This window comes from Flavobacterium sp. (assembly GCF_043773265.1).
Taxonomy (GTDB): Bacteria; Bacteroidota; Bacteroidia; order Flavobacteriales; family Flavobacteriaceae; genus Flavobacterium.
Map to the genome: position 1 here is coordinate 1 of NZ_JAYVFH010000094.1, position 12578 is coordinate 12578.

General features: G+C 28.4%; 14 protein-coding genes and 2 pseudogenes. 7 read left to right on the top strand and 9 right to left on the bottom strand.

What is annotated here, in order from left to right; translation table 11 throughout:
- From ACH2BO_RS04895 to ribB, 4 genes and pseudogenes are all read left to right on the top strand, one after another.
- Positions 1–468 (top strand): DNA translocase FtsK (locus ACH2BO_RS04895; RefSeq protein ID WP_395043630.1); only part of this gene is annotated, 468 nt, incomplete at its 5' end.
- Positions 469–475: 7 nt separating this feature from the next.
- A complete protein-coding gene (locus ACH2BO_RS04900; protein WP_395043631.1) occupies positions 476–1117 on the top strand; it encodes an outer membrane lipoprotein carrier protein LolA in 642 nt (213 codons plus the stop codon).
- A 5-nt stretch (positions 1118–1122) separates the two neighbouring features.
- A pseudogene (locus tag ACH2BO_RS04905) lies at positions 1123–2571 on the top strand (LptF/LptG family permease); the annotation flags it as partial.
- 584 nt (positions 2572–3155) lie between these two features.
- On the top strand, positions 3156–4286 hold the full coding sequence (gene ribB, locus ACH2BO_RS04910; protein WP_395043632.1) for a 3,4-dihydroxy-2-butanone-4-phosphate synthase: 1131 nt from the start codon (positions 3156–3158) through the stop codon (positions 4284–4286).
- Positions 4287–4380: 94 nt separating this feature from the next.
- On the opposite strand, the gene ACH2BO_RS04915 is transcribed toward ribB, so the two are convergent.
- From ACH2BO_RS04915 to pyrR, 7 genes are all read right to left on the bottom strand, one after another.
- Positions 4381–4878: a CAP domain-containing protein gene (locus ACH2BO_RS04915; RefSeq protein WP_395043633.1), complete on the bottom strand. Its 498-nt coding sequence runs from the start codon at positions 4876–4878 to the stop codon at positions 4381–4383.
- 172 nt (positions 4879–5050) lie between these two features.
- The gene (gene pdxH, locus ACH2BO_RS04920) at positions 5051–5695 is read right to left on the bottom strand and encodes a pyridoxamine 5'-phosphate oxidase (RefSeq protein WP_395043634.1); all 645 of its coding nucleotides are present in this window, start codon (positions 5693–5695) and stop codon (positions 5051–5053) included.
- Between the two features lie 179 nt (positions 5696–5874).
- Positions 5875–6783, bottom strand: a complete 909-nt coding sequence (locus ACH2BO_RS04925; RefSeq protein WP_395043635.1) for a ribonuclease Z — start codon at positions 6781–6783, stop codon at positions 5875–5877.
- A gap of 7 nt (positions 6784–6790) precedes the next feature.
- Positions 6791–6994 (bottom strand): hypothetical protein, encoded by a 204-nt coding sequence (locus ACH2BO_RS04930; RefSeq protein WP_395043636.1) that lies wholly within the window; start codon positions 6992–6994, stop codon positions 6791–6793.
- 4 nt (positions 6995–6998) lie between these two features.
- A complete protein-coding gene (locus ACH2BO_RS04935) occupies positions 6999–7331 on the bottom strand; it encodes a ribonuclease Z (protein ID WP_395043637.1) in 333 nt (110 codons plus the stop codon).
- A 54-nt stretch (positions 7332–7385) separates the two neighbouring features.
- Positions 7386–8315 (bottom strand): aspartate carbamoyltransferase catalytic subunit, encoded by a 930-nt coding sequence (locus ACH2BO_RS04940; protein WP_395043638.1) that lies wholly within the window; start codon positions 8313–8315, stop codon positions 7386–7388.
- Between the two features lie 5 nt (positions 8316–8320).
- Positions 8321–8881, bottom strand: a complete 561-nt coding sequence (pyrR, locus tag ACH2BO_RS04945) for a bifunctional pyr operon transcriptional regulator/uracil phosphoribosyltransferase PyrR (protein ID WP_395043639.1) — start codon at positions 8879–8881, stop codon at positions 8321–8323.
- 161 nt (positions 8882–9042) lie between these two features.
- Between pyrR and ACH2BO_RS04950 the strand changes: the two genes are divergently transcribed.
- From ACH2BO_RS04950 to ACH2BO_RS04960, 3 genes are all read left to right on the top strand, one after another.
- Positions 9043–9567 carry a superoxide dismutase family protein gene (locus ACH2BO_RS04950; RefSeq protein WP_395043640.1) on the top strand — a complete coding sequence of 175 codons (525 nt, stop codon included), beginning with the start codon at positions 9043–9045 and terminating at the stop codon, positions 9565–9567.
- A gap of 7 nt (positions 9568–9574) precedes the next feature.
- Complete coding sequence (locus ACH2BO_RS04955; RefSeq protein ID WP_395043641.1) at positions 9575–10144, top strand: YdeI family protein; 570 nt, start codon at positions 9575–9577, stop codon at positions 10142–10144.
- A 292-nt stretch (positions 10145–10436) separates the two neighbouring features.
- On the top strand, positions 10437–11630 hold the full coding sequence (locus ACH2BO_RS04960) for an LETM1-related biofilm-associated protein (protein ID WP_395043642.1): 1194 nt from the start codon (positions 10437–10439) through the stop codon (positions 11628–11630).
- Here ACH2BO_RS04960 and can read toward each other — a convergent pair.
- Positions 11627–12262, bottom strand: a complete 636-nt coding sequence (gene can / locus ACH2BO_RS04965) for a carbonate dehydratase (protein ID WP_395043643.1) — start codon at positions 12260–12262, stop codon at positions 11627–11629. The genes ACH2BO_RS04960 and can overlap by 4 nt on opposite strands.
- A 108-nt stretch (positions 12263–12370) precedes the next feature.
- A pseudogene (locus tag ACH2BO_RS04970) lies at positions 12371–12578 on the bottom strand (metal transporter); the annotation flags it as partial.

The following is a 12578-nucleotide window of genomic DNA, read 5'->3' on the forward strand; positions in this document are numbered from 1 at the left end:
AAAATAGATTCTAGAACAATTTTAGATACTGGTGGTGCAGATCAATTAATTGGTCGAGGCGATTTACTTTTTTCTAACGGAAATGATTTGGTAAGAGTACAATGTGCCTTTGTAGACACTCCAGAAGTTGAAAAAATTGTAGATTATATTGGTTCACAAAAAGCATATCCAACCGCATATCTTTTACCTGAATATATAGGAGAAGAAAGTAGCATGAAATTAGACATAGATATATCAGAAAGAGATGTTCTGTTTAGAGAAGCTGCAGAAATAATTGTTACAGCCCAACAAGGTTCGGCATCATTATTGCAAAGAAAATTAAAACTGGGTTACAATCGAGCTGGTAGATTGATAGATCAACTAGAAGCAGCCGGAATTGTTGGACCATTTGAAGGAAGTAAAGCCAGAAGTGTAAACATTACCGACTTATCTTCGTTAGACAGTTTTTTAAATAATGAACAAAATTAAATCTAAAATGAAAAAAATAGTTTCGATAGCATTTTTATTATTAGTCACATTTTCTATAAATGCGCAAGATAAAAGAGCCAAAGACTTACTTGATGATGTTACAGAAAAAATTAAAAGCTATAAAAACACAACAATAGATTTTAAATATACTTTAAATAACACCAAAGAAAATATAAATCAAGACAGTAAAGGAAATGTAACACTAGAAGGTAACAAATATGTGTTGAACTTTATGGGAGTTACTAAAATATTTGACGGAAAAAAAACTTACACTGTTGTTCCAGAAGATGAAGAAGTTACAATTTCTAGTGAAGATGAAAAAGACGACAAAGCGATTACTCCGTCTAAAATGTTGACCTTCTTTAATAGTGGTTACAAATATTCAATGGATATACTTCAAAATATTAAAGGAAGAAAAATTCAATACATAAAATTAATACCCAACAGTGCAAAAGATCAAAGAAAAGAGGTTTTGTTAGGTATCGATGTAGAAACAAAAAACATTTACAACCTTATTGAAATTGGCAAAAATGGTACAAAAACCACTTTAACTGTTAATTCTTTTAAAACCAATCAGCCATTATCAAAAAATCAATTTATATTTGTAGCAAGTAAATATCCAAACTACTACATAAATAAATTAGATTAGCATTTGTGAAAATATTAGATAAGTATTTATTAAAAACATTCTTGATTACATTTACTACCGTATTTGTAATCTTGTTTTTTATATTCATATTGCAAACTGTTTGGCTATTTATCTCAGAATTAGCTGGTAAAGATTTAGACACTATTTTAATTCTTAAATTTCTTTTATTTGCAATGCCAAGGATAATTCCTTTGGTACTTCCGCTTTCTGTTTTACTGGCTTCAATCATGACGTTTGGTTCATTTGCAGAAAATTATGAATTTGCTGCTATGAAATCTTCTGGAATTTCCTTGCAAAGAACAATGAGAAGTTTAACTATATTCATTTTTTTCTTAACTGGTGTTGCATTTTTATTTGCAAATAATGTAATTCCGTATGCAGAATATAAATTTATAAATTTTAGACGAAATATTGCACAAAGAAGTCCAGCGATGGCAATTGCAGAAGGACAATTTAGCGAAATAGGAAACTACACCATAAAAGTTGATAAAAAAACTGGCGAAAAAGGTAATATTCTTAATGGAGTAATTATTCATATAAAATCTCCTAATGGTGATGGAAACAAGACTGTTATAAAAGCAAAAAGAGGTGAGTTAATTAGTAATGAAAATTCTAATACTTTAAAACTGGTTTTGTTTGACGGAAATTATTATGAAGATATTGTTCCTAAAAAATTTGAAGAACGCAACCGACTGCCATTTGCAAAAGCAACTTTCAAAAAAGATATTATAAATATTGATTTATCCAAGCTTAATACCAATATAGAAACTGGTGAAATTGCAAATACCAATACAATGCTTACTATGAGTGAGCTTAATTATACCTTAGATTCATTAAATGTTAGTTATAAAAAAGATTTAAAATCATTTACAGAAAACATCTATCAAAGAGTAAATGTAAATAACACAAACACAATAAATTATACTGGAGACACTGTTGCTAAAATTATAAAAACTCTGAATTTATCTGATGATATTTTAAACGGATTAGATAAAACTAAAAAAACAGAAGCACTAAAATATGCAATAAGTAATATAGAAAGTACTTCCTTTTCTATTGATAGTTCAAAATTTGAAATGGATGAAAAACAAAAAAACATAAACGGACATTGGATAGCTCTTTATGATAAATTTGTTATTGCATTTGCTTGTATATTAATGTTTTTTATTGGTGCACCACTTGGAGCAATAATTAGAAAAGGTGGTTTGGGTTTACCAATTGTTTTTGCTGTATCAATTTTTATAATTTTTCACTTTATCAATACTTTTGGAAAAAAACTGGCTCAAGAAAATGGAATTTCTCCATTTTTGGGAACCTGGATGTCTACAATTGTTCTTTCTCCACTTGCGGTATTTTTAACTTACAGAGCAATTAATGATATTGGTGGATCAATAGATTTTGATGTAATACTTGCTCCTTTTCAAAAATTATTTACTTCAAAAGAATCCAAAAACACTACTAAACAAACCATAATTGATATTGAAAATTCTCAAACTACAATTATTAAAGATGAAGAATGGCAAAAACTCAACGCATATGCTGACGATGTTTTAATACAAATAGTTAAAAATGCTAAACAATATAATTATTCTGAAGATTATAGAACTAAAGCTTTATTAATACTTGACCAAAGAGGAATAACTCAGCAAAAATTATTAGAAAATAATAATTTAATCAATTTAGAATATCAAAATTTAGAAGATAATTTAATTTCATATAATTATTCAGCAAAAATAACTTTAGCACTTTACTCTGTAATAATTATTACCTCTTTGGTATATAATAACAATAAGAGTTCTATTTTGATAATAATCTTGAATGTTATCTTGTTTTTGTCCTTTTATATATCTTTATATTTTTCTCAAAAAAAATTGGATGATATTAGTGGCATACTAAAACGAAAAATAGAACCCGGAATTGCAATTGCTTTTCTAATAGGATTTCCTTTTTTTATATTTGTATATTTATACAACAATAAAGTACTTAAGGAAGCAATAGCTGAATATAGATAATATACTGTTATCAAAAACAAAATAAAATGTCAAATACTATAAAACTCAACACAATTGAAGAAGCCATCGAAGATATTAGAAATGGCAAAATAATAATTGTTGTTGATGATGAAGATCGAGAAAACGAAGGCGATTTTCTTGCTGCAGCCGAAAAAGTTACACCCGAAATGATAAACTTCATGGCAACTCATGGTCGCGGATTAATCTGTGTTCCTCTAACAGAAAGTCGTTGTAAAGAATTAGATCTAAATGTCATGGTAAATAATAATACCGACATTATGCAAACTGCCTTTACTGTTTCGGTAGATTTACGTGGAAACGGAGTTACTACAGGAATTTCGGCATTAGACAGAGCAAAAACAGTATTGTCATTGGTAGATTCTAATACTAAACCACATGATTTAGGTCGTCCTGGACATATTTTTCCATTAATTGCAAAACAAGGTGGAGTTTTAAGAAGAACTGGTCATACAGAAGCTGCAATTGACTTTGCTAGATTGGCTGGTTTTAAATCGGCTGGTGTTATTGTAGAAATAATGAATGAAGATGGTACGATGGCTCGTTTACCACAACTTGTTGATGTTGCCAAAAAATTCGATTTAAAATTGGTTTCAATTGAAGATTTAGTTGCTTATAGAATGCAACATGATAGTTTGATTATTAAAAAAGAAGATTACGAAATAGAAACTAGGTTTGGACAATTTAGACTTCGTGCCTATTTGCAAACCACCAATAAACAAGTTCACGTTGCACTTACAAAAGGAAGTTGGAGTAACGGAGAAGCAATACTTACAAGAATAAATTCTACTCAAATAAATAATGATATTCTAGGAACATTAACAAATAATGCCGACAAGAAACTTGACAATATGTTTAAGTTGATTAATGATGAAGGAAAAGGAGCAATATTATTTATTAATCAAGAAGTACAATCGCTAGATTTATTAAATAGATTGAAAGAATTAAAGATTTTACAAGAACAAGGAATAAAAAATGCACCACAAATAAAAATGGATTTTAAAGATTATGGAATTGGTGCACAAATTCTTCATGACATAGACATATCTAAAATTAAATTAATTTCAAATACTAAACAAACTAAACGTGTTGGAATGATTGGATATGGGTTGGAAATTACTGATTATGTTGAATATTAATAAAGATTTTAAAAAGAAATATTTATAAAACAAAAAAACCATCCTTTGGGTGAGATGGTCTTTTTTCAAAATCAAACAAAACTATATAAATCACTTATTTTTTCATAAACATATTAGTATAATACTTTTTACCAGTTTCTGGATTTACAGTAATCGAAATTCCAAAATGTGTATAATCACCATCTAAATTTGCTTTGTGGCCTGGACTATTTAACCATGCATATAATGCTGCTGCTGGTGTAGAAAAGTTATAAGCAATATTTTCACCTACTTTCACTGCATTTAATACTTCAATAATATTATTTGCTCTATCATTAAAATAATCATGATTAACAACATTATTTAAAATCATATATTCATTGTGCTCTTCAGATTTATAAGATATATGATTAATTATAGTTAACGCATTTAATCCTTGAGAAACCCTATATTCATTAATTACTTGAGCTAGCTTATTCTCATCATCAGAATAGTTATATTCAGTTACAATTTGAGAATCACTTGATAAATCATTAGAAGAATCAGATGAACATGACATCATTGAGAACACCAAAACGATTGGCATTAATACTCTTAATAGGTTTGCTTTCATAATAGTAGGTTAGTTTTTTAAAGATAGATTTGGGGCAAATATCTTTATGGTTTATATGGTTAACGATTTTTTCTATTTTGCTTGTACAAGTTTACTACTATTATCGCTAAAACGCACAATAAAATCGATGAAATGCGTAAAATTTATTTATACATATATATATTTCTTACAATTATGATGAAAGTCTTTCAATTTTCCAGGAGAAATCGTCTTGCAATTGATACCTAATTCTATCATGAAGACGATTTGGTCTTCCTTGCCAAAATTCTATTTCTTGTGGTCTTACCAAAAAACCACCCCAAAACTTTGGTCTACTAATTTCTTTACCTTGATAATAGTTTTCCAACTCTTTGAGCTTCTCTTCTAAAACATTTCTAGACGAAATTACACTACTTTGATTTGAAGCAATGGCGCCAAGTTTACTTCCATCTGGTCGTGAATCAAAATAATTATCTGAAACAACTTCTGTAGTTTTTTGGGCAATACCTTTTATAATTACTTGACGTTCTATACTTGGCCAAAAGAAAGAAAGACAAACATTGGGGTTGTTTGCAATTGCGTTTCCTTTTTCGGAGTTATAATTGGTGTAGAAAATAAATCCATCTTCGTTAAAGCTTTTAAGTAATACAACTCTAGATTTAGGAAATCCATCTAACCCAATTGTAGATATGGTCATTGCATTTACTTCATCAACTCCGCCAAAATCTTCGGTTTCATGAAACCAAAAATTAAATAAATTTATTGGATCTTCTGGAATTGTAGTTTCTAAAAGTTCACTTTTATCGTAGGATTTTCTGTAACTGCTTAAGTCTTTCATTATATATAGTGTTTGATGCAAAGTTCGCAAAGTTTTTTTATAAAGTTTGCAAAAATTAAAATGGTTTTTCAATTAGCCCCAATTGCAATGGAAATCCTTGTCTCGTTTTTAAAGAACGAGGCAAGATTGGAATGGAAAGTGGGAATATGGATGGCTGGTAAATCACTATTGACTTGCTCCTAAATCATATTAAACTCTTTTCCGTCGTCTGCAAGAAAAGTGTTTTCAAAAATGGTTTGGGCTTCTTGTTTAAATAAATCGATGTTGTTGTAACGTGTAGAAAAATGCCCAAGAATAAGATTTTTTACATTGGCGTTTTTAGCAATTGTTGCTGCTTGCTTGGCTGTAGAATGCATTGTTCGCTCAGAAAGATGTGATTCGCTTTCAAGAAATGTGCTTTCATGATATAGATAATCTGAATTTTCTATAATAGGAATTATTGCTTCATTATACATTGTATCGCTACAATATGCATAAGATTTAGATGCTTGTGGATCAAAAGTTAACTCAGAATTTGGAATAATTTTTCCGTTATCTAATGTCATGTCGCCACCATATTTTAATTTATTGAAATAGACTTTATCTATATTGTATTGTTCAACTTTTTCAATATTTAATTTTCGTTCACTATTTTTTTCTTGAAATAAAAATCCGTTGGTGTAAATGCGATGACTTAACGGAATTGTTTTTACCATTACTCTATCGTCTTCAAAAATAATTTCTGATTCTTTTGATTCTAATTCGTGAAAATATAAATTGTAACCAGTGTAGGAACCAGAAGCTTTTAATTGCATCAAAATTATTTCTTTGATACCTTTTGGTCCATAAACATGTAAATCATTTTTACGATTGAGTAACATGAAGGTCGAAATCAATCCAATCAATCCATAAAAATGATCACCATGAAGATGTGAGATAAATATTTGGCTAATTTTAGAAAATTTAACTTTGCTTTTTCGCAACTGTACTTGTGTTCCTTCGGCGCAATCTATTAGAAATAGTTTATTTTTAATTTCTAATACTTGTGATGTAGGATTGGATATTGTTCGTGGAGTTGCTGCATAACAGCCAAGTATGGTTAATTTCAAAATATTTTTATTCTATTTTATTGTTTTCAATTTTACTTAGTTTAATAATTCTAAAGATTAAATAAACTAGAATTCCAAGATTTGCAATGATTTTAAAATAATCAAATTCATTGGTTTTCAAGGAAGTAATTATTCTGCTTGCTAATAAATAAGTTGCAACAAACAATATTGCTACATATATATAAATTAATATTTTAGTATCTATTTTCATAATTTTAAAATCCTAAATCACGTTCTATTTCTTCCATTTCAATAATATCATTTGCTTCTTGTAATGATGGCACAACAATTAATTTTACTGGAACATCATTAAAATCAATATTCTCAAGAACAATTACAAATGATTTTTTTTCTTTTTTGTGTATTTTAGATAATTCTAAAAATGATTTAATATCTTTAATTGTTATCTCTTTATTATGAGTCAAATCAATAATTAAGTTTTGAGATTTATAACTACTATGTTCATGAGTAATTTTTTCAAGAAAAATTGATATGTTTCCTTGAGTATCTTTTATAATTGTTGTTTTTCCTTTTTGTGTTACTTTCATTTATTCTGAATTTATTTCAGAATCTTTCAATTAGAATCCGAAAATTTATATTTATTACTGTTTTATTTTTGACGCCAATAAATAAATCACTGCCATTCGTATTGCAACTCCATTTTCTACTTGATCAAGAATTACAGATTGTTGTGAATCTGCAACATCACTTGTTATTTCAACACCACGATTTATTGGTCCTGGATGCATTATTACAATTTCTTTGTTTAATGAGTTTAATAATTCCTTGTCAACACCATATTGTTGTGCATATTCTCTGGTTGATGGAAAATAATTTACATCCATTCGTTCATTTTGTACACGCAACATATTGGCAACATCACACCATTCTAATGCTTTTCTAAGATTAGATTCTACTGTAACCCCAAGACTTTCAATATGTTTAGGAATTAAAGTTTTTGGACCACATACTTTAACTTTTGCTCCTTGCATTTGCAAAGCATATATATTTGATAAAGCAACTCTAGAGTGCAAAATATCGCCAACAATAACAACTTTTTTTCCGGCAACTTCTCCTAATTTTTCTCTAATTGAAAAACTATCTAGCAATGCTTGAGTTGGATGTTCATGTGCACCATCGCCTGCATTAATAATACTTGCATTAACATTTTGAGAAAGAAAATAGGCAGCACCAGGATTTGGATGTCTCATTACAACCATATCAACTTTCATAGATAGAATATTGCTAACTGTATCAATAAGTGTTTCTCCTTTTTTTACAGATGATTGTGCAGCCGAAAAACTAATTACATCAGCCGATAATCGTTTTTGAGCTAACTCAAATGATAATTTGGTACGTGTACTGTTTTCGAAAAAAATATTTGCAATGGTAATATCTCTTAATGAAGGAACCTTTTTTATTGGTCTGTTTATAACTTCTTTAAAATGATCTGCAGTTTCAAAAATAAGCTGAATATCTTCTGGTTGAAGGTATTTTATTCCTAATAAATGGTTAACTGAAAGTGCTGTCATTTTTTCTAGGTTGTAGGTTTAAGGTTATTATTTGATAATAAATAAACTGCATCTTCTCCGTCTTTTTCAATCCAACATACTCTTACTTTTTCGTCATTAATTGCGTCAACTTGTCTTCCTCTATAATCAGGTTGAATTGGTAAATGCCTACTAAATCTTCTATCAATAAGTGTTAAAAGCTCTACTTCTGATGGTCTTCCAAAGGATTGAATTGCCGTTAAAGCGGCATTTATACTTCTTCCTGTATATAATACATCGTCTATAAAAATAACTTTTTTGTTTTCTACTAAAAAATCAATTTGCGTTTTATTGGCTTCCAATGGCTTTTCACCTCTTCGAAAATCATCTCTAAAGAAAGTAATATCTAAAAAACCTAATTGAATATTCTTTAAATGATATTCATTTTCTAAAATTTGTTTGATTCTTTGTGCTAAAAATTTGCCACGAGGTTGTAATCCAATTAAAACAGTTTCAGAAAAATCAAGATGTTTTTCGATTAACTGACAAGCCAAACGATGTAGAATGATAGTTACTTCTTTTGCAGTGAGTAATATTTTTTGACTCATAATGAAGTGTTGTTTGGATTGCAAATATAAGATTTTTTTTGAAGTTTTAAAATACTCTGTTTGTTGATTTATTTCATTTTTAGTTATTTTTTACATTTTATTATCAATTTATCTATATTAAGTAAAACCATTTATGATTAACTTTGATAAAAATAAACATCATGAAAAAAATAACACTATTCGCAACTCTATTTTTATTTCTAATTATTGCTTGTAAATCTTCTAATAATTCAAATGCTAATTTTCTGAAAATTACTTTGGAACCTAAAAGTAACAGCAGTGTTTCTGGAACCGCAACTTTTTCAGAAAAAAATGGCTTTGTAACATTTGAAGCAAAAATATCTGGATTAAAACCTGGAATTCATGCTATACATATTCATGAAAAAGCAGATTGTTCTGCTGCCGATGCTGCTTCGGCTGGTGGACATTGGAATCCAACTTTTAAAAATCACGGAAAATGGTCAGATGCAGAACATCACAAAGGTGATATTGGAAATTTTACAGCTGATGTAGATGGTAACGGAATAATTTCTTTAAAAACTGACCAATGGTGCATTGGTTGTGGCGATGTAACCAAAGACATACTTGGAAAAGGATTAATTGTTCATGCAAATCCAGACGATTTTACAACACAACCAACAGGGAATGCTGGAGGAAGAGTCGCGTGTTCGGCAATTATAAAATAATATTATCTTGGATAAAAAAGAACTTTTATACTTTAAAAATGCCAAAGAATGGCGCAATTGGTTACACGATAATCATAATTTATCAACAGGAATTTGTTTGGTTTTTTACAAAGTTGGAAGTCAATATGAAAGCATGCGATGGGAAGAAGCCGTGAAAGTTGCAATATGTTATGGCTGGATAGATTCTACCGTAAAAAAAATTGATGATGAAAGAAGAAAACAAATGTTTACTCCAAGAAAAGATAAAAGCGTTTGGAGCAAATTAAACAAATCTTACATCGAAAAATTGCTTCAAGATAATTTAATTCACGAAAGTGGTTTAAAAAAAATTGAAATTGCTAAACTAAATGGTTCATGGCAATCACTTGATGATGTTGAGGATTTACTTATTCCCAATGATTTAGAAATTGCTTTCAAAAAAAATGCAACAGCTTTAGACAACTATACTAAATTTAGTCCTTCCTACAGAAAAAGTTATTTATATTGGTTAAATCAAGCCAAGCGCGAAAAAACTCGAAATACTAGAATTTTTGAAATCATTCGACTTTGTGAATTGAACCTAAAATCAAGACCATAAATAATAATAATAATAATGTTGTTGTTGCAAAACATTAATATCAACAAAATTATAATTGTATTTCAATTTTTTTTCGCCACAAATTCAACAGATTCATCAGATTTTTATCTGTGATAATCTATTGTATTCGTTAAAAAATGTGCGCCATTTTTTTATTTAATTTCTGTTAATCAAGTGTTTGCATTTTGATTCTGATTTTGTCAATAATAATCATTCCAAACTAAAAAAACTTAAACTTAAATTATTATCAAATAACACAAAATAGTATAGTTTTGTAATTTATTAACAAGCTATGATAAACCCATCGGCAAATGGTTGGATAGATAAATTTTTTATGGAGCAAACTAAATTGCTCTCTACTCCTATTGATGCATTATCATTTTATAAAAACATAAGAAAAACTGGTTTTATTTATGGACATATTGTTGCCATTAACAATTTTCCGCAAGTTACTATTGAACAATGGAAAACTGAAGAGGTTTCTAAAGTAGCTTTATTAAACACTTTATTTGATGTTTATTTATTTGAAACAAATAATAAAAATTCTATAAGTTTTATTGAAAAAACTGTAGATTTTTATACTGAAATGAATCCGAAAGGTTTTTCATTTTTAGACACAATATTACCTTCCAATAAATCTCAAAAACTTGAAGGATTAATAAACGAAAGAGTACAAACCAACAAAGATATTATTAGCAAAAATTTCTCTCATATTGTAACCAATGCCTTATTATTAGTAGATGTTTTAGCATTTCATCAATATTTAAAAAAAGGTGAAATTCCAGAAAAATTTTTAAAGAAAACTGAAGAAATTATTCTTAGTACAATTTCATTGGCATTAAAAGTAAAAACAAAAAAATCTGTTCATGATAATTTACTAATTAAATTATTTGAAGCATCTGTTAGATATACTAAATTTTCTGAAGTAACAATTTCTGAATTAGAGACTTTGCCACTTGCCTATTTTAAAGAAGATTTAGAAAAATTTTATTTATTAGATTTAGCTGGCATGACACTCTGGAATGATGGTTTAGTTGAAAACGAAGAAGTTTATTTTCTTCACAAATTAGGTGATAGATTAGAACTATCATCACAATTTGTTGAAGAAAGTATTGCTACTACAAATGAATTTATTACTTCACATAAAAAAAATATTCAGTATTTTAATTATTCTAATCCTGTAAAACATTTTTATGATCAAACTAATACTGGTGTTCAAGTTTTGATTAAAAGAAATAAAAAAAGATTAACAAAAGAACTAATAGAAAGTAAAGAATTAATGTCGCTTTTGGCTAAATCAACAAAGAAAGATTTAAGTGCTGATGAAAAAAAGAAAGTAAAAAAACAGTTACTAGATGTATGCAAAACAATTCCATCGCTCACTATTTTTTTACTTCCTGGTGGTGGTTTATTATTGCCAATTTTAATAAAATTTATACCGCAATTATTACCTTCTGCCTTTAATGAAAATCTCGAAGAAGATTAAAATTTTAATTGATAAACTTCATCCAAATCTTTATTACTGCTCATACTTACCTGTAAATCTGTTACATATCCTGAGTTTAATCCATAAGCCCAACCATGTAACATTAATTCTTGACCATTTCGCCAAGCAGCTTGCACTATTGATGTTTTAGATAAATCAAAAACTTGTTCCTTTACATTAAGTTCTACAAAAGCATTAAATCTATTTTCTTCATTTTCTATAGAGTCTAAATATACATTATGCAAACGATAAACATCTTTTATATGACGAATCCAATTATCAATAATTCCTATAGAATCGTTACCCATTGCAGCTTTTACACCACCGCAACCATAATGTCCACAAACAATTACATGTTTAACTTTTAATACATTTACTGCATAATCTAGAACACTTAACATATTCATATCACTGTGAACAACCATATTTGCAATGTTTCTATGAACAAATACTTCACCAGGTTTTGCTCCAATAATTTCATTTGCTGGAACACGACTGTCTGAACAGCCAATCCATAATAAAGGTGGATTTTGACCTTTAGATAAATCTTTAAAATAATCAGCATCTATTGCCAATTGATTTTCAACCCATTTTTTATTGTTGTCTAATATTTTTTTGTAAAAATCGCTCATCTGGATTTATTTGGGTCAGTTTAGAAATATTCAGTAAATATAAAATTATTCATTGAATTTATCTAAAATAAAAAACTCCTTGAATTTCTTATCAAGGAGTTGTTCTAATTATTTTCTGTCGTATTTGCAACAACTATGAAGATGGTCATACACTTCTTTAGTTGCTTTTACCTCATCAGTATCATGACCAACGGTCGCAATTGCTTTTTTTACATCTAATAAAGAACATTTTTCTTCATTCAAAATCACACTTAATTGATGTGTTTCTATGCTCCAAGTTGCTGATTTTACTCCTTCGACAGAAAAAGCTGCTTTT